This window comes from Saccharothrix deserti (assembly GCF_009769385.1).
Lineage (GTDB): Bacteria > Actinomycetota > Actinomycetes > Mycobacteriales > Pseudonocardiaceae > Actinosynnema > Actinosynnema deserti.
Genome location: NZ_VKAB01000008.1, coordinates 411,590 through 427,936, shown reverse-complemented (window position 1 = coordinate 427,936; position 16,347 = coordinate 411,590). Strand labels below are relative to the sequence as shown.

Genomic DNA, 16,347 nt, shown 5'->3' with positions numbered 1-16,347 from the left:
TCCCGTGAGTTCGCTCTTCGGGCAGGTGTGGCTGTGGAGCCTGCTGTCCTTCGTGGCAGGCGTCGCGCTCACCTGGCTGGTCCTGGTGCGTCCGGCCAAGCGCGAGCTGGAAGACCTGGAGCAACGCCTCCTGACCTCTCCGCGCCCCGCGCCCACCGTGTCCGTCGGCAGCGGGGTGTCCGTCGGCAGCTCGGTCGGGCCGAAATCCGAATCCCGCGACGAGTTCGACAGCTGGCACGTGGAGTCGTCCCGTTCGTTGGCTGACGACGTCCTGACCCCGGAGCCCACGCGCTACGAAGCCGCCGAGCGCACGCGGTACGAGGCTGTCGAGGCGCCGCGCTACGAGTCCTCCGTCGAGGCGCCGCGCTACGACGTGTCGAACATGAAGCTCGACGAGCGCGATTCGCTGCTGGAGGAGTTGGACGACGAGCACCGGCCGTTGTCGGACTTCGAGGAGCAGCACGACTTCCCCGAGTTCGACGCCGAGCCCCCGCGCAGCCTGTTCGAGCGGCTGGCCCCGGAGGGCGGCCACGACACCCGGGAGACGCTGGAGCCGAAGCCCCGGCCGCAGCCGTACCCCAGGTCCCAGCCGCAGCCGCAGCCGGCGCCGGTGCCGCACCCCCGGCCGCGGCAGTACGAGCCCGAGGACGAGCCGGAGCTGCCCGCCGAGGCGACGCAGCTGATGCCCGCCGTGCCGGCGGAGCCGGTCGCCGAGGTCGCGCCGCCGCAGGAGGAGCCGACCGCCCCGCCGGAGGTCGCGGTCTTCCAGCCGCGCGAGGTGTGGCGCGAGGAGCCCGTCCAGGAGGTCTACGACGAGGACGAGGTCGCGGGCGGCCCCGAGGAGGAGGACGAGCCGGAGCGCCGGCCCGCGTCCAACGAGGAGACGGCCCTCATCCCGGCCACCGCGCTGGCGCAGGCGATCGCCGAGGTCGACGGTGAGCAGCAGCGTCCGGCAGAGCCCGAGCCGCAGGTGTGGCCCGAGCACGACCTGACCGGCCACTTCTCGCCCGTGGACGTCGAGTCGACGCGCGGTGAGCTGTCCGCGCCCGCGGCCGAAGCGTCCCGGACCGAGGCCTCCCGGAGTGACGCACCCCGGAACGAGGGTTTCCGGAGCGACGCATTCAGGAACGAGGCGTCCCGGAGTGAGACGCCTCGGGCCGAGGGGTCGTGGAGCGAGGGAGCCCGGAGCGAGGGGTCCTGGAACGAAGGGTCCCGGAACGAGGGGCCTCAGACCGAGGTCATCAGTGCCGTGGTCGATTCCCCGCCGGTCGAGTCCAAGCCCGAGGTCGTCGAGCCGCACACGCCTGCCGAGCCCGCAATCGCCGCGCCCGAGATGCCGCGTGCACCTGAGCCGCCGCGTGCGCCCGAACCCGCCGCCGCCGAGCCCGAACTGGTGGCCGAGCCCGAGGTGAAGGCTCCGGAGCCGGTGGAGCCCTCGCCGTTCGAGCCCACGTTCGTTCCGCCGCCGTCTGTCCAGCCCCAGGCCCAGCCCGTCCAGCCGCAGCCGGTTCAGCCGCCGCCGGTCCAGGCCCAGCCGCAGCCGGTTCCACCGAAGCCCGTCGAGCCCAAGCCCGCCGAACCCAAGGTCGAGCCGAAGAAGGACGAGCCCACCCGTCCCCGCAGCCTGTTCGAGCCGCTGCTGGACACCGACGAGGAGCCGGAGCCCGAGCAGACCCGCCCGACCCCGCCGCCGTCGTCGGGCAACGACCAGCCGTTCGTCCCCACGCTCTCGCCCGAACTGCTGGCCGGCAACCCCACCCCGCTGACCGCGAACGGCCTGCCGCAGCGCCCCACCCGCCCGGCGGGCGCACCGCGCACCCCTCCGCCCGCACCGCTCTCACCGAAGCCGATCACGCCGCCGCCACCGCGCCCGGTGCGCCCGCGTCCGGTCGGGTTCAGCCCGAGCACCGGCGGCAGGCCCACCGCCGCACCCAGCAACAGCCCCCGCTACCAGGGGCAGCAGGAGGGCTTCAACCCGCGCTCGCCGTTCGGCCCCGGCTCGGTGCTGCCGAAGTCCGACGGCCTGGCGCCCGCGCCGGAGTTCCAGGTCAAGGCGACCCTCACCGGCCGCCGGTACTTCACCAACGAGTCGGCGAACTTCCGCGAGACCCGCGCCGACGTGTGGTTCCGCACCACGGCGGATGCGGAGAAGGCGGGTTTCCGCCAGGCGCCGTAGCCCGCCGTCTGCGGAGCAGCGGCAATTGAACGGCAATTGAACACAGCTTCCCCGGGGAGGGAAAGCGAGAGGACCCCCTGTTCCGGGAGGCGGAACAGGGGGTCCTCCGTTGTGCTGGGACGTGGGTCAGCCGGCCACGGTCCAGGTGTCCTTGCCGTGCAGCAGCGCGCCGAGGTCGGCGGGCTTGGCCGCCTTCGCCTGCTCCACCTGCTCGCGCGCCGCGTCGTCGTACGTCGTGCGCGCGGTGTTGCGGAACACGCCGGTCACGGTGTGCTGGAGGTCCTGCGTGGACAGCCGCGACAGCGCGAACGCGAGGTTCAGGTCCTCCGCGTCGTGCACGACGACGTCCTCCGGCGCGACGTCGGCGGTCTTGGCCACGGCCAGGCCGAAGCCCTCCCGCACCACCGCGTAGTCACCGCCGCCGAACGTGATCGGCTGCCCGTGCACCACGTTGATGATCCGCCGGGACGCCTCCTCGGCGTCCTTGAGCACGTCGAACGCGCCGTCGTTGAAGATCGGGCAGTTCTGGTAGATCTCCACCAGCGCCGACCCGCGGTGCTCGGCGGCCTGCCGCAGCACCTCGGTCAGCCCCGCCCGGTCCGAGTCGACCGCACGGCCGACGAACGTGGCCTCCGCGCCCAGCGCCAGCGACACCGGGTTGAACGGGTGGTCGAGCGACCCGAGCGGCGTCGACTTGGTGACCTTGCCTTCCTCGGAGGTCGGCGAGTACTGGCCCTTGGTCAGGCCGTAGATCCGGTTGTTGAACAGCAGGATCTTGAGGTTCACGTTGCGGCGCAGCGTGTGGATCAGGTGGTTGCCGCCGATGGACAGCGCGTCGCCGTCACCGGTCACCACCCACACCGACAGGTCCGGCCGGGCCACCGCCAGGCCGGTCGCGATGGCCGGCGCCCGCCCGTGGATGGAGTGCATGCCGTAGGTGTTCATGTAGTACGGGAACCGCGACGAGCAGCCGATCCCCGAGACGAACACGATGTTCTCGCGCTTCAGGCCCAGCGTCGGCAGGAAGGACTGCACGGCGTTGAGCACCACGTAGTCACCGCAGCCGGGGCACCAGCGGACCTCTTGGTCCGACTTGTAGTCCTTGGCCTTCTGCGGCTCGTCCGCGGTGGGCACGCCGACAAGTCCCCCCAGGGCTGGCAGACCCAGTTCCGTCGCCGTCATTCGGACACTCCCTTGATCACATCGGCGAGCACGTCCTGAAGCTCCTCGGCCTTGAACGGCAGGCCCTGCACCTTCGTGTAGCTGATCGCGTCGACCAGGTACTTGGCGCGCAGCAGCAGCGCCAACTGGCCGAGGTTCATCTCCGGCACGATGACCCGGTCGTACCGGCTGATGACGTCACCCAGGTTCTTCGGGAACGGGTTGAGGTGACGCAGGTGCGCGTGCGCCACCGGCATCCCCAGCTTGCGCACCCGGCGCGCGGCGGCGCCGATCGGGCCGTAGGACGAGCCCCAGCCGATGACCAGGACGCGCGCCTCACCGGACGGGTCGTCCACCTCGACGTCCGGCACCTCGATGCCGTCGATCTTGCGCTGCCGCAGCCGCACCATGTGGTCGTGGTTGGCCGGGTCGTAGGAGATGTTGCCGGTGCCGTCGGCCTTCTCCAGACCGCCGATGCGGTGCTGGAGCCCCGCCGTGCCGGGCACCGCCCACGGCCGGGCCAGCGTCTCCGGGTCCCGCAGGTACGGCCAGAACGTGCCGTCCGGCGCGTTCGGCTCGGTGGCGAACGTCACAGACAGGTCGGGCAGGTCCTCGACGTCCGGGATCAGCCACGGCTCGGAGCCGTTCGCGATCGCGCCGTCGGACAGCAGCAGCACCGGCGTGCGGTAGACCAGCGCGATGCGCGCGGCCTCCAGCGCGGCGTCGAAGCAGTCCGCGGGCGACTGCGGCGCGACGATCGCCACCGGCGACTCGCCGTTGCGGCCGAACATCGCCTGCAGCAGGTCGGCCTGCTCGGTCTTGGTCGGCAGACCGGTGGACGGGCCACCGCGCTGCACGTCGATGACGATGAGCGGCAGCTCGGTCATCACGGCCAGGCCGATGGTCTCGGACTTCAGCGCCACACCGGGGCCCGAGGTGGACGTCACACCGAGCGCGCCGCCGTACGAGGCGCCCAGCGCCGCGCCGATGCCCGCGATCTCGTCCTCGGCCTGCAGCGTGGTGATGCCGAAGTTCTTGTGCTTGGACAGCTCGTGCAGGATGTCCGACGCCGGGGTGATCGGGTACGTGCCGAGCACCACGGGCAGGCCGGACTGCTGACCGGCCGCGACGATGCCGTAGGCGAGCGCCGTGTTGCCGGTGATCTGGCGGTACGTGCCCTGGTTGAGCTTGGCCGGCGCGACCTCGTAGGTGACCGCGAAGGACTCGGTGGTCTCGCCGTAGTTCCAGCCCGCCCGGAACGCCAGCACGTTGGCCTCGGCGATGTCCGGCTTCTTGGCGAACTTCTCGCGCAGGAACCGTTCCGTGCCCTCGGTCGGCCGGTGGTACATCCAGGACAGCAGGCCGAGGGCGAACATGTTCTTCGCCCGTTCCGCGTCCTTCTTGCCCAGGCCGGTGTTCTCCAGGGCGCCGATGGTCAGCGTGGCCATCGCGACCTTGTGCACCTGGTAGGTCTCCGTGAGGGAGTTGTCCTCCAGGGGGTCGGCCGCGTAGCCGACCTTCACCAGGTTGCGCTTGGTGAACTCGTCGGTGTTGACGATCAGGATCCCGCCCTTGGGCAGGTCGTCGATGTTCGCCTTGAGCGCCGCCGGGTTCATCGCCACGAGCACGTCGGGGCGGTCGCCGGGGGTGAGGATGTCGTAGTCCGCGAAGTGCAGCTGGAAGCTGGACACGCCCGGCAGGGTGCCCTGAGGCGCCCGGATCTCGGCCGGGAAGTTCGGCTGGGTGGCGAGGTCGTTGCCGAACGCGGCCGCCTCCGAGGTGAACCGGTCACCTGTGAGCTGCATGCCGTCGCCGGAGTCGCCGGCGAACCGGATCACCACCCGGTCGAGTTTGCGGACGGTGCCGGCCTTGTCGGTGCCGGCCTTGTCCGGCGAGCCGGCTGGCGCGGCGCCGTTACCAACGTCGGTAGTCATGTCCTACGCCGATCCCTTTCCTCACACCCGCTAAGGGGCTGATGCCCCTCCCCCTTCGCGAGGGTAGTCGTGCCCGTCGAGGTGCCGGTTTCCGCTGTACCACTGTGCGGGACGGTTCGTCCCACCTGGTGCGCAGACCGTTCTCCGGGCGGTAATCATGTGGTACCGAATAGTAACTGTTACCGGAAGTTGCAGATACTGGCGGCATATGTCCAGGTCAGTCCCGGCTGCTGATCCGCGACTTCATGGCCGCGAGCCTGGCCTGGAACTCCGGTGTTCCGATCGAGGCCACCTGGGGCGGCAGTTCGGTGTCCACGGCTTGGGCGTGATCGGCCAGCTTGGCGGTCGTGCGCATGGACGCCTTGGTGGTGCGGACCAGTTCGCGCGAAGCTTCGGCCGAAGGGCGCGCGAACTCGATCGCGGAGGCGACCAGTTCGTCGTGCCCGCCGTCGACCCGTTCCCAGGCCAGGCCGTGGGATACCGCCGCGTCGGCGCCCAAAACCTGGCCGAACAGCGTCATCGCGGTCGCCGTCTGGGGGCCGACGAGCCGTTGCAGCATCCACGTCATGCCGCCGCCGGGGTGGATGCCCAGCTGGAGGAACCGCGCGTCGAACCGCGCCTTGGCGTTGACGATGCGCACGTCGCACGCGAGGGCCAGGTTGAGCCCGGCGCCGACGGCCGCACCACCGACGGCCGCGATCGTGGGCAGCGTGCAGCCCGCCACCGCCAGGAACCCGGCGTAGATGCGCCGCAGACCCTCCTCGCGGGCCTCGCCGAGCGCCGTCAGGTCCGCGCCCGCGCAGAACGCCGGCGGAGCGCCCGTGACCACGACCGCGTGCACGTCCTCGTCGTCTTCGCAGGTCCTGACGGCCTGGACGAGCTGGTCGGAGAGGTCGAGCGTGAGCGCGTTGCGGCGTTCGGGGTCGTGCACGGTGATGACCGCCACGCGGTCGGAGCGTTCGAGGAGCACTTCGGCCATGCGCGCGACTCTAGGGGGCCGGTGGCCGGTCCAAGAGACGGGACAACACCACGGTGGAGACGGTGCGGTCGATGATCTCGACGGCGCGCAGACGTTCCAGCGCGGTCTCCAGGTGGTGGATGTTCGCCGCACGCAGGTGCACGATCGCGTCCGCCGCGCCCGAGACCGTGTAGGCGGCTCTCACCTCGGCCATCGTCTCCAGGCGTTGCTGGATGTCGTGCGGTGCGACGTTGCCGCGGCAGTGCACTTCGACGAAGGCCTCGGTGCCCCACCCCAACTGCTCCGGGTCGACGACGGCGGTGAAGCCGCGCAGGACGCCCGTGTCCAGCAGTTTGTCCACCCGCCGCTTCACCGCGGGCGCGGACAGACCCACCTCCTTGCCGATGTCGGCGTAACTGGAGCGGGCGTTGGCCATGAGGCGCGAAATGATTCGCTGGTCGATCGAGTCCACACGCAACATTCTGCCCTAGGAGACGCAATATCGCGGCGTTGTTCGAGGGTCAGATGGCAATCTACATTTCGATCCATGACCTCGGTTTCCTTCGCGGGCCCCGGCGACGAGCCGATCGTGCTCGACGTCACCACGCCCGCGGCGCAGGTGCGCGTGCCGACCACCCGTCGGTACCTCATGTGCCCGCCCGCGTACTTCACGGTGGAGTACGCGATCAACCCGTGGATGGACCCCACGCAGCCGATCAGCACGTCGCTGGCGATGGAGCAGTGGACGGCGCTGAAGGAGACCTACGAGCGCCTGGGCCACCAGGTCTCGCTCATCGAACCCCAGCCCGACCTGCCGGACATGGTCTTCGCGGCCAACTCCGGCACCGTCATCGACGGCCGGGTCCTCGGCTCACGCTTCCGTGCGCCCCAACGCGCCGCCGAAGCCGACCACTTCCGCCGCTGGTTCCTCGGCAACGGGTACCGGTCGGTCGTGATGCCCTCGTGCACCAACGAGGCCGAGGGCGACTTCACGTGGACCGGCAAGTACCTCCTGGCCGGCACGGGCTTCCGCACGGACCCCATGGCGCACTCCGAGGCCCAAGAGGTCCTGGGCGTCCCGGTCATCTCCCTGCAACTGACCGACCCCCGCTACTACCACCTGGACGTGGCCCTCTTCGTCCTGGCCGACGACCTGGTCGCCTACTACCCGGACGCCTTCTCCCCGGGCTCCCGCCGAGTCCTCCGCCGCCTCTTCCCGGACGCCGTGATCGCGACCGCGGAGGACGCCGCCTGCCTGGGCCTGAACGCCGTCTCGGACGGCCGCCACGTAGTCCTGCCGGTAGAGGCGACGACCCTGGCCGACCAAGTGGCCCACCGCGGCTTCGAACCGGTCTTCGTGGACATCTCGGAACTCCGCAAATCCGGCGGCGGCCCGAAGTGCTGCACGATGGAGCTGCGCGACTGACCCGGCCCGTTCCGCCGGCGTGCACCACCGACAAGAACGGGGCCTACGGGGTCCGGCCGGTGAGGGCGACGATCCGGTCGATCAACGGGGCGTCCGCCGGAACCCGCACCTCCGGCCCGTAGAGGCCCATCTCGCGCCCCATCGACGCGGTCTGGAGGAGGTCGGCGTGGACGAACTCCAGCAGCTCGGCGTCCCAGGTCGGCGCCTGACCGGTGGCGCGGGCCAGGTCCCAGATGTGCACGACCGTCTCGCCCAGCACCATCGCGCCGATCAGCTCGGCGGGCATCTCCTGCGGGCTCCCGACCGACGTCATGCCGGTCCACGCCTCCGGCGCGCTCCACGCGGTGGCGGTGGCCCGGAGTCGGGCGGCCAGGTCGGCGGACCAGTCGCCGGCGGTCAGGTCGACGTCGGCTTCCGACTCCGCGGGCGGGGGCACGGGCTGCTTCCGGGCGGCGGCGGCCAGGGACGGGCCCCAGAACAGCAGGTGGTTCACCAGCTTGCGCACGTCGAACTCGGTGCACGGGGTCGGCGCGTCCAACTGGTCGGGCTTGACGTTCTCGACGACCTCCAGCGCGGTCGCCACGGCTTCGTTGATCAACTGCTCACGGGACATGCCGTCAACCGTAGGAACGTCCGCCGCACGTGTATTGAACAAAGGCGACACATACCCTCACCGACGTGACGCGGGACGAGCGCGAGCTGGCCTGGCCACGGCACCAGCGCCACGAGTTCCACCGACCGTCGCCCGACCTGGCCGGAGTCGTGGCCCGCTACTGGGTGGTGGAGTGGCGGTACGACCGGCCGTACCGCCAGCTGGTCGTGCCCTACCCGAACGTCCACCTGAGCTTCCTCGACGACCGCGCCGCCGAGGTGCACGGCGTGTCCAGCGGCCACGTGTTCAAGGACCTCGACGGCACGGGACGCGTGTTCGGCGTCGCCTTCCACCCCGGCGCCTTCCGGCCGTTCCTCGGCCGACCGGTCCAGTCGATCACCGACCGGTCCATCCCCGCGACCACCGTCTTCGACGGCCTGCCCACTCACCCCGACGTGCAGGAAGTCGAGGACGTGCTCCGCCGGAACCTCCCGGAGCCCGACCCGAGGGCACGGCACGCGGCGGACGTCGTGGACCTGATCGTCAACGACCCCCGGATGACCAGGGTGGACGTCCTGGCCGACAAGGTCGGCAGCAGCGTCCGGCAGTTGCAGCGCCTGTTCGCCGAACACGTGGGCGTCGGCCCGAAGTGGGTGATCCGCCGCTACCGCCTGCGCGAGGTGACCGAACGGATGGAGGCGGGCGGCCGGATCGACTGGGCCGCCCTCGCCGCCGACCTCGGCTACGCCGACCAACCGCACTTCGTTCGCGATTTCACCGCCATGTTCGGTGAGACACCCACCCGGTACGCCGAGCGGTACCCGCCCGTGCCACCGGACGCCGCCTAGCGACCCCTGTCACCCATAGGGCTGATCGCTCTAGCGGGCGGACCCCCGTCGGTGCTCCGATCGACGGCACTCGCTGTCGACCAAGGTAGGGAGACGCCATGAACGACCTCGACGCCCAGCGTCCGTCGCCCCAACCGCAGCAGGAGCAGGAGGAGCCCATGGAACGGCAGAAGCCCGAGGAGCCGAAGCAGCTCACCGGCCTGGAGTGGCTGGTCCGCCAAGCCCAACGGCGGCGGCGCGAGGACCGCCCGTCGGATACCGCGCGCTAGTCGGACACCGCGCTAGTCCGACACCTCGCGCTGGAACGCCGCCCACAGCAGGTTCAACGGGTGGTCGGCCGGGAACTTCGCCCGCTCCTCCTTGCGGGCGAAGACCCCGACCAAGCGCTCCAGCTGCGGCTTCCCGTCGTTCTTCAGCTCGACCACCCGCAGGCCCGACCCCTCGCGCAGCTCGTTGCTCGCGGCCACCACCCCCAGGCCCGACGTGACGATCATGCAGCCCTCCACCAGCCCGGACCGCAGCAGCGACATCCCGTACTGGATCTCGTCGATCTCCGCCGCGATGTCCAGCTCGTTGCGGTAGTCCGAGCCGAACCACCCGCGCAGGAATTCCGCGATCAGCCCGTCACCCGGCACGACCAGCGGCAGCTTCGGCAGCTCCCCGGTGCCGACGCTGGCGCCCAGCCGGCTCTCGGGCATGTTCGTCAGCAGCGCCAGCCCGCCACGACGCCACTCGATCACGTCGAAGTCCTCGAACCCGCTGTTGCGACCCGCGTGCGTGACGACGCTCCCGCACACGATGTCGACCTCCTTGGACTCCAGGCTCGTCCAGATGTCCTTCGTCCGGATGTGCACGACCTTCAGCTCGACGTCACGCCGGCGGAAGTCGTCCGCCACGTGGTGCCACGCCTTGGCCAGCGAGTCGAGCATGAACCGCGTCGTGCCCACGGTGAGCGTGGTGCCGAGCTTGCGCCGGCACTCGTGAATCGAATCCAGCCACTCGGTCAACGTGGTGCGCGCCAATTCGACCAACGCCTCGCCGGTCTGTGTGATCAGCACGTCTTTTCCCCGGCCTTGCTTGACGACCAACGGCTCACCGCACAGCGACTTGAAGTTGCGGTTGAGCGTGTCGATCTGCTTCTGCACACTGGACTGCTCACGGCCGAGCACTCGTGCCGCACGCAGCGCCGACCGCGTCTCGTACACCGCGATCAAGGTCCTGAGCTGGTCCAACGTGGTGTCCATCAGCAGGGGCGAGGTGTGCAGCAGCCGGCTGAGCTGGTTGCCCGCGGGCAGGAGCAGTCGGGCCGAGGTTGACATGCAGGGCCTCTCGGGTCGTGGCGTGATGTTCTACCGATTAGTTGTACTGAACTTGACCACAGTTCGTGCTCAAATTATCCGAAGATCTTGACGGATTTCCCTGGACAGGTATACGCGATCCGTAAGAGACTTCTGTCGCAACCAGGTGCTTGTTCACATGGGTGCAATCGTGGGGGGTATTGGGGGGTTGGGGGCCCGCCGGGCGAGCAGCCCGGCGGGCCCCCACGTATTAACCTCACCCGAGTGACGGTTTCCACCTTGGACTGGGGCACGACGTACCGGGTCACCGTGCTCGACCTCGGGCTGGCCTGCTGCGGCGTCGAGGTCATGGCCGCGCTCGAAGGCCACCGCCCGGAACACCTCGAAGCCCTGGGGGTCGATCCGGTGCACTCGGCGGGCGAGGCGCACGTGCTCGTCGTCTCCGGCACCGTCACCGACGTCATGTTGCCCGCGGTGATCAAGACGTACGAAGAGATGCCGGAACCCCGTTACGTGATCTCCGTCGGGGCGTGCAGCAACACCGGCGGCCCGTACTGGGACTCCTACAGCGTCACCAAGGGCATCGACCAGGTGCTGCCCGTGCACATCGCCGTCCCCGGCTGCCCACCCCGTCCCGAGGCCCTGCTCGACGGCCTCGCCGCACTCCACCGGCTGGTGTCGTGAGCGCCGCCTCGGCCGACCTGGCGGCCCGCATCCCCGACGCGCAGGCCAAGACCGCGTTCGGCCAGACCACCGCGCACGTGCCGCTGCACGCGTGGTCCGAGGCCGCCCGCCACGCCCACGACGAGCTGGGCTGCACGCAGTTCGACTGGCTGGGCGTCGAGGACGCCGGCCGTCCGGGCGCCGTCGGACAGCGGCACGCCGTGCTGCTGCACGTGCTCGACCCGGACACCAAGAACGGCGTGCTGCTGCGCACCGAACTCGGCCCGGACGACGTGCTGCCGAGCGTCGCCGCGCTCTGGGCGGGCGCGGCGTGGCACGAACGCGAGGCCGTGGAGATGTTCGGCATCACCCTCGCCGACGGCGAACCGGCCCACCTGCTGCTCCCGGACAGCTTCAGCGGCCACCCGCTGCGCAAGGACTTCGTGCTGGCCTCGCGCGTGGTGCGCCCGTGGCCCGGCCGGCTCGAACCGGGCGAGGACGGCACGTCCGCACCCAGCCGCAGGCGCGCCGCGCCGCCCGGCGTGCCCGACCCCTCGTGGGGACCGCGTTACGAGGCCGTCGGTGGTGCCGTCAGTGGCGCCGTCAGTGGCGCCGACGATCAGACGGAGGACACCCGTGGCTGACCTGCCCCCACGCACGCGCGGCGTGATCGCGCTGCTGGAAGCCAACTGCACGGTGTGCATGATCTGCGCCCGTGAGTGCCCCGACTGGTGCATCCACATCGACTCGCACACCGAGGTCGAGGAACAGCCCGGCTCGGCCCGACCGCGTGCGCGCAACGTGCTCGACCGGTTCGCCATCGACTACGGCCAGTGCCTGTACTGCGGCATCTGCGTCGAGGCGTGCCCGTTCGACGCCCTGCACTGGGCGCCGGACTTCTCCTACCCCGGCACGGGCAGCCAGGACGGCGACGGCGCGGTCGCCGAACTCGTCCACGAACGTGACGTGCTGGGCACGTGGGTCGCGCACGTGCCGCCACCGCCGCCGCTCGACGCGGGCGCCGAACCCGCACCGGAGACCACCGCCACACGCCCCGCACGCCCTGGTTCTGGAACCCCGCGCCGGCCGGGGACGTTGAGGGAGAGGACGTAGACCGGCGGAGGCGAAGCGACGTGCACAAGCACTACAACGCGTTGAAGACCGCGTTGCTGCTCGGTGCCATGGGCGGCCTGATCGTGGCGATCAGCTCGCTGTTCGGGCGTACCGCCCTGGTCATCGGCCTGCTGCTGGCGCTGGGCCTGAACGCCTACGCGTACTTCAACTCGGACAAGCTCGCGCTGCGCGCCATGCGGGCCCGGCCGGTGTCCGAGGTGGAGCAGCCCGCGCTGTACCGGATAGTCCGCGAGCTGGCCATGACCGCGCGCCAGCCCATGCCGCGCCTCTACATCAGCCCCACGATCGCCCCGAACGCGTTCGCCACCGGCCGCAACCCGCGCAACGCCGCCGTGTGCTGCACCACCGGCATCCTCGAACTGCTGGACGAACGCGAGCTGCGCGCCGTGCTCGGGCACGAGCTGTCGCACGTGTACAACCGCGACATCCTGATCTCGTGCGTCGCGGGCGCGTTGGCCAGCGCGGTCAGCACCCTGGCGAACCTGGCGATCTTCGCCAGCGTCTTCGGCGAGGGCGACGACGACCGGCCCAACCCGTTCGCGCTGCTGCTCATCGCCGTGCTCGGCCCGATCGCCGCGGGCATCGTGCAGATGGCCGTCAGCCGGTCCCGGGAGTACCAGGCCGACGAGTCGGGCGCGGAGCTGACCGGCGACCCGCTGGCGCTGGCCTCGGCGCTGCGCAAGATCGACTACGGCACGCGTGCCGCACCGCTGGCGCCCGAACCGGCCGTGGTCGCGCAGTCGCACCTGATGATCGCCAGCCCGTTCCGGGCGGGGGAGAACCTGGCCAGGCTGTTCTCCACCCACCCGCCGATCGCGGACCGCGTCCGCCGACTGGAAGAGCTGGCCCGCAAGTACTGAGGTCCCGGCGGCCTCAGCGGGCTTCCAGTGCGACGTTCATCACGTACTGGCCGTAGCCCGACTTCGCCAGCTTCTCGCCCAGCGCGTAGCACTCGTCGGCGCTGATGAAGCCCATCCGCAGCGCGATCTCCTCCAGGCACGCGATGCGCACGCCCTGCCGGTGCTCCAGCACCTGCACGAACTGGCCCGCCTCCAGCATCGAGTCGTGCGTCCCGGTGTCCAGCCACGCGAAACCGCGGCCCAGGTCCACCAGGTTCGCCCGGCCCTCACGCAGGTAGGCCAGGTTGACGTCGGTGATCTCCAACTCGCCGCGCGCCGACGGCTTGAGCGACCTGGAGATGTCCACGACCCCGTTGTCGTAGAAGTACAGGCCGGTGATGGCCTTGTTCGACTTCGGCTGAGCGGGCTTCTCCTCGATGCTGATCAGCTTGCCGTCCGAGTCGATCTCGCCGACGCCGTAGCGCTCCGGGTCCTTCACCGGGTAGCCGAACAGCACGCAGCCGTCGAGCGCGGCGACGTTGTGCTGGAGGAGCTTGGAGAAGCCCTGGCCGTAGAAGATGTTGTCGCCGAGCACCAGCGACACGTCGTCGTCGCCGATGAAGTCCGCGCCGATGATGAACGCCTCGGCCAGCCCGTTCGGCTCGGCCTGCTCGGCGTACTCGATGCTCAAGCCGAACTGCGAGCCGTCACCGAGGAGCCGGCGGAACAGCGGCAGGTCGACCGGCGTCGAGATGAGCAGCACCTCGCGCACACCCGCGAGCATCAACACCGAAAGCGGGTAGTACACCATCGGCTTGTCGTACACGGGCAGCAACTGCTTCGACACCGCTTGGGTGATCGGGTGCAGGCGCGTACCACTACCGCCCGCGAGGACGATGCCCTTCACCGGTAGTTGGTGAACTGGAGGGCGATACCGAAGTCGGAGTTCTTGAGCAGCGCGATCACGTCCTGCAGGTGGTCCTTCTTCTTGCCCGTGATGCGCAGCTGGTCGCCCTGGATCTGCGCCTGCACGCCCTTGGGGCCCTCCTCGCGAACCTTCTTCGCGATCTCCTTGGCCTTCTCGCTCGAGATGCCCTGGACCACGTTGCCGGTCACCTTGAACACCTTGCCCGAGAGAGCCGGGTCGCCGATCTCGAACGCCTTCATCGAGATGCCGCGCTTGACCAGCTTCTCCTGGAAGACGTCGATCGCGGCGCGACAGCGCTCCTCGGTCTCGGACTGGAACGTGATCGCCTCCTCGCCCGCCCAGGACACCGAAGTCCCCGTGCCGCGGAAGTCGAACCGCGTGCTCAGCTCCTTGGCGGCCTGGTTGAGCGCGTTGTCGACCTCCTGGCGGTCGACCTTGCTCACCACGTCGAACGACGGATCTGCCACGTGCCCGGTACCTCCGCGTCGGTGGGTCTGGAACCGCCAGGAAGCCTACCGGGGTATCCCGGTTGCGCAGGCCCCCACGGGCTTATGTATTGTCTCCACCGCACCCGGCACCACCGGGGGCGGGGCGGGTTGCCCGAGCGGCCAATGGGAGCGGACTGTAAATCCGTCGCGAAAGCTACAGAGGTTCGAATCCTCTACCCGCCACACCAGCGAGAAAGGCCCTGTGACCAGCGAGAACTGGTCGCAGGGCCTTTCTCGTGTTGTCCAGCTGTGTCCGGCCGGAACCGGCGTTCTACGGGTGGCTGTACCGAGGACGTACCGAAGTTTCCGCCATCCCTACGCGGCACCCAGTCCGGCCTGAACGAGCTGGCGCGCTCGTTCCTCCCCTCCGTCGAGGCACTTCGCGTAGACCCGCATAAGGACGTTCAGGCTGTGTCCGGCCCATTCGGCTACTCGCGGTGCCTCCACACCCGCATTGAGCCACGTCGAGACGCAGGCGTGACGGAGGTCATAAGGCCGCTTGGCGAGCGGTGACGCCACCACGTCGGGCGTGAACGCCGCTTCGCGCGCCAGAGCCCACACTCGCCCGTAGGTCGAGCTGCCGATCCGGCCGCCGCGTTCAGCGACGAACAGCAAGCCGCTCGGTTCGGTGCCGAAGGTGTCGAAGTGCTCGTACAGCAGCACCGCCAGATCGGGCGAGAGCGGCACCGTGCGGCCTTCACCGTCCTCTCGGTGCTTCAGCCCTCGTTCCTCGCTGCGTCGGCCGCTGTCGGTCCACTCAGCCCCGATCTCGGGTGCGGCCTTAGCCAGGTGGATGTCACCCCACTGAGTGACCCGCCACCGGCCCACCTCCTGGTCCCACTCCCGCGGTGGCATGACCAGGTCGCTGCGACGCAACACGGAGGCTTCCTCGGGACGCAGAGCGGCGAAGTACATCAGGCCGAAGAACGCCACGAGCTTCCGACCGGTCCGCCCGCTGCCGGGTACGGCCTGGAGCAGCGTCCGGGCCTGGACGGGGTTGGCCACCGAACGCCGGTCGACCTGGTGGGCGACGTTCTTCCGCTTCTTCGTCGTCACCTCTTTCAGCGGGTTCGCGCTCAGCAGCTCCTTCTCCACCGCGTAGTTCAGCGCGCTGCCGAGCGTGATCCGACGCAGCCGAATCGTGTCCGGCGCGGCACGCGTGCCGTCCAACTTCTGTTCGACATCCGCCAGCAGCGCACGCAGCACATCCGGTTTCGCCAAGTCGGCCACCGGTCGGGTGTTCTGCGACAGCCACACCAGTGCCGCGGCTACGTCCGCCGGCTGTCGGGCGTCGCGGCGGCTGGCGTTGAACGCCACCCGCATTGCCTTGCGGAGCACGTCCCCATCCGGCCTGCCGCGCGTCCCCGTGAGCAGCGCTGAAGTGATGGGCGTCAAGGCGTCGGCAATCGTCCGGCGCTGCCCCGGTGACGAGTCCCGCCACTTCATGTCCACGAACGAGCACGCGAACGCGAACCACGACGACGTGGTGTTCGTCTTGCGCACCATCGACACCGGGAGCCCGCTATCTCGGTCGAACGCCTCACCTTTGTTGGCCGCGCTCAGCAGCTCCGAGCGGAAGCTATTAGCCAACGCCGACGTCCGGAACGGCTCCTTGAACCGCTTCCGTGCCACCGACCACTGAACCCAGTGCGTCGTCTTCTGCTTGCCCTTGTAGACGTCGATCACGTAAATCCGCACGTCATAGCTCGTGTCGGTCACGCGGCCACTTCCTGTCCGTCGAACCACATGTCGATGTCCCGGCGGTCGAGCCGCAATTGCCCGTTCGGCAACTTCCGGACCCGCGGTGCGGTGCCCTTGGCCAGCCAGTCGTAGAAGGTCGAGCGCGCCACCTTGAACTCGGCGCAGAACTCGGCGACGGTCAACAGCTCACGTCGAGCCATG

The 16,347-nt window shown here is 69.8% G+C and carries 18 protein-coding genes and 1 tRNA gene; 9 read left to right on the top strand and 10 right to left on the bottom strand.

Translation table 11 applies throughout. From position 1 onward, the window contains the following. Positions 1-4: 4 nt before the first annotated feature. On the top strand, positions 5-2,176 hold the full coding sequence (locus FM051_RS54470) for a sunset domain-containing protein (protein ID WP_158845063.1): 2,172 nt from the start codon (positions 5-7) through the stop codon (positions 2,174-2,176). Between the two features lie 126 nt (positions 2,177-2,302). Here the strand turns inward: FM051_RS54470 and FM051_RS19340 are convergent, their stop codons facing one another. From FM051_RS19340 to FM051_RS19325, 4 genes are all read right to left on the bottom strand, one after another. Next, the gene (locus FM051_RS19340) at positions 2,303-3,358 is read right to left on the bottom strand and encodes a 2-oxoacid:ferredoxin oxidoreductase subunit beta (protein ID WP_158845060.1); all 1,056 of its coding nucleotides are present in this window, start codon (positions 3,356-3,358) and stop codon (positions 2,303-2,305) included. Continuing rightward, positions 3,355-5,271: a 2-oxoacid:acceptor oxidoreductase subunit alpha gene (locus tag FM051_RS19335; protein WP_158845057.1), complete on the bottom strand. Its 1,917-nt coding sequence runs from the start codon at positions 5,269-5,271 to the stop codon at positions 3,355-3,357. The genes FM051_RS19340 and FM051_RS19335 overlap by 4 nt, the downstream gene beginning before the upstream one ends. Before the next feature lie 217 nt (positions 5,272-5,488). Next, a complete protein-coding gene (locus FM051_RS19330) occupies positions 5,489-6,250 on the bottom strand; it encodes an enoyl-CoA hydratase (RefSeq protein ID WP_158845054.1) in 762 nt (253 codons plus the stop codon). Positions 6,251-6,260: 10 nt separating this feature from the next. After that, entirely contained in the window at positions 6,261-6,701 is a 441-nt protein-coding gene (locus FM051_RS19325) for an Lrp/AsnC family transcriptional regulator (RefSeq protein ID WP_202918908.1), read from the bottom strand. 75 nt (positions 6,702-6,776) lie between these two features. Here FM051_RS19325 and ddaH point away from each other — a divergent pair, with 75 nt between their 5' ends. Beyond that, entirely contained in the window at positions 6,777-7,655 is an 879-nt protein-coding gene (gene ddaH, locus FM051_RS19320; protein WP_158845049.1) for a dimethylargininase, read from the top strand. A gap of 43 nt (positions 7,656-7,698) precedes the next feature. Here the strand turns inward: ddaH and FM051_RS19315 are convergent, their stop codons facing one another. After that, positions 7,699-8,268: a TIGR03086 family metal-binding protein gene (locus FM051_RS19315; protein WP_158845046.1), complete on the bottom strand. Its 570-nt coding sequence runs from the start codon at positions 8,266-8,268 to the stop codon at positions 7,699-7,701. Between the two features lie 65 nt (positions 8,269-8,333). Between FM051_RS19315 and FM051_RS19310 the strand changes: the two genes are divergently transcribed. Together FM051_RS19310 and FM051_RS19305 are read left to right on the top strand one after the other, a co-directional pair. After that, positions 8,334-9,095: a helix-turn-helix domain-containing protein gene (locus FM051_RS19310; RefSeq protein ID WP_158845044.1), complete on the top strand. Its 762-nt coding sequence runs from the start codon at positions 8,334-8,336 to the stop codon at positions 9,093-9,095. A gap of 98 nt (positions 9,096-9,193) precedes the next feature. Further along, positions 9,194-9,364 carry a hypothetical protein gene (locus tag FM051_RS19305; protein ID WP_158845041.1) on the top strand — a complete coding sequence of 57 codons (171 nt, stop codon included), beginning with the start codon at positions 9,194-9,196 and terminating at the stop codon, positions 9,362-9,364. A 12-nt stretch (positions 9,365-9,376) separates the two neighbouring features. On the opposite strand, the gene FM051_RS19300 is transcribed toward FM051_RS19305, so the two are convergent. Beyond that, on the bottom strand, positions 9,377-10,414 hold the full coding sequence (locus FM051_RS19300) for a LysR family transcriptional regulator (RefSeq protein ID WP_158845038.1): 1,038 nt from the start codon (positions 10,412-10,414) through the stop codon (positions 9,377-9,379). A 243-nt stretch (positions 10,415-10,657) separates the two neighbouring features. Here FM051_RS19300 and FM051_RS19295 point away from each other — a divergent pair, with 243 nt between their 5' ends. Genes FM051_RS19295 through htpX form a run of 4 tightly spaced genes read left to right on the top strand, consistent with a single transcriptional unit; the run spans position 10,658 to position 13,050 of the window. Further along, on the top strand, positions 10,658-11,077 hold the full coding sequence (locus tag FM051_RS19295; RefSeq protein ID WP_158845035.1) for an NADH-quinone oxidoreductase subunit B: 420 nt from the start codon (positions 10,658-10,660) through the stop codon (positions 11,075-11,077). Beyond that, positions 11,074-11,700: an NADH-quinone oxidoreductase subunit C gene (locus FM051_RS19290; protein WP_158845033.1), complete on the top strand. Its 627-nt coding sequence runs from the start codon at positions 11,074-11,076 to the stop codon at positions 11,698-11,700. The genes FM051_RS19295 and FM051_RS19290 overlap by 4 nt, the downstream gene beginning before the upstream one ends. After that, positions 11,693-12,169 carry a 4Fe-4S binding protein gene (locus FM051_RS19285; RefSeq protein WP_158845029.1) on the top strand — a complete coding sequence of 159 codons (477 nt, stop codon included), beginning with the start codon at positions 11,693-11,695 and terminating at the stop codon, positions 12,167-12,169. Before FM051_RS19290 ends, FM051_RS19285 begins: the two co-directional genes overlap by 8 nt. Before the next feature lie 20 nt (positions 12,170-12,189). Further along, positions 12,190-13,050: a zinc metalloprotease HtpX gene (gene htpX / locus FM051_RS19280; protein WP_158845026.1), complete on the top strand. Its 861-nt coding sequence runs from the start codon at positions 12,190-12,192 to the stop codon at positions 13,048-13,050. Positions 13,051-13,063: 13 nt separating this feature from the next. Here htpX and rfbA read toward each other — a convergent pair whose 3' ends face one another. Continuing rightward, a complete protein-coding gene (gene rfbA, locus FM051_RS19275; RefSeq protein ID WP_158845023.1) occupies positions 13,064-13,936 on the bottom strand; it encodes a glucose-1-phosphate thymidylyltransferase RfbA in 873 nt (290 codons plus the stop codon). After that, positions 13,933-14,424 carry a YajQ family cyclic di-GMP-binding protein gene (locus FM051_RS19270; protein ID WP_158845020.1) on the bottom strand — a complete coding sequence of 164 codons (492 nt, stop codon included), beginning with the start codon at positions 14,422-14,424 and terminating at the stop codon, positions 13,933-13,935. The genes rfbA and FM051_RS19270 overlap by 4 nt, the downstream gene beginning before the upstream one ends. 123 nt (positions 14,425-14,547) lie before the next feature. On the opposite strand from FM051_RS19270, the gene FM051_RS19265 reads away from it, so the two are divergent. Continuing rightward, positions 14,548-14,628, top strand: a tRNA-Tyr gene (locus tag FM051_RS19265). A 132-nt stretch (positions 14,629-14,760) separates the two neighbouring features. Here FM051_RS19265 and FM051_RS19260 read toward each other — a convergent pair. Both FM051_RS19260 and FM051_RS19255 read right to left on the bottom strand, forming a co-directional pair. Further along, positions 14,761-16,164, bottom strand: a complete 1,404-nt coding sequence (locus FM051_RS19260; RefSeq protein WP_158845017.1) for a tyrosine-type recombinase/integrase — start codon at positions 16,162-16,164, stop codon at positions 14,761-14,763. Continuing rightward, complete coding sequence (locus FM051_RS19255; RefSeq protein ID WP_158845015.1) at positions 16,161-16,346, bottom strand: helix-turn-helix transcriptional regulator; 186 nt, start codon at positions 16,344-16,346, stop codon at positions 16,161-16,163. The genes FM051_RS19260 and FM051_RS19255 overlap by 4 nt, the downstream gene beginning before the upstream one ends. Between the last annotated feature and the right edge of the window lies 1 nt (position 16,347).

Excerpts from the sequence above, each read along its gene's own strand:
- FM051_RS19340 (WP_158845060.1), bottom strand. The coding sequence starts at position 3,358 with ATGACGGCGACGGAACTGGGTCTGCCAGCCCTGGGGGGACTTGTCGGC.
- FM051_RS19335 (WP_158845057.1), bottom strand. The coding sequence starts at position 5,271 with ATGACTACCGACGTTGGTAACGGCGCCGCGCCAGCCGGCTCGCCGGAC.
- FM051_RS19330 (WP_158845054.1), bottom strand. The coding sequence starts at position 6,250 with ATGGCCGAAGTGCTCCTCGAACGCTCCGACCGCGTGGCGGTCATCACC.
- ddaH (WP_158845049.1), top strand. The coding sequence starts at position 6,777 with ATGACCTCGGTTTCCTTCGCGGGCCCCGGCGACGAGCCGATCGTGCTC.
- FM051_RS19315 (WP_158845046.1), bottom strand. The coding sequence starts at position 8,268 with ATGTCCCGTGAGCAGTTGATCAACGAAGCCGTGGCGACCGCGCTGGAG.
- FM051_RS19305 (WP_158845041.1), top strand. The coding sequence starts at position 9,194 with ATGAACGACCTCGACGCCCAGCGTCCGTCGCCCCAACCGCAGCAGGAG.
- FM051_RS19300 (WP_158845038.1), bottom strand. The coding sequence starts at position 10,414 with ATGTCAACCTCGGCCCGACTGCTCCTGCCCGCGGGCAACCAGCTCAGC.
- FM051_RS19255 (WP_158845015.1), bottom strand. The coding sequence starts at position 16,346 with ATGGCTCGACGTGAGCTGTTGACCGTCGCCGAGTTCTGCGCCGAGTTC.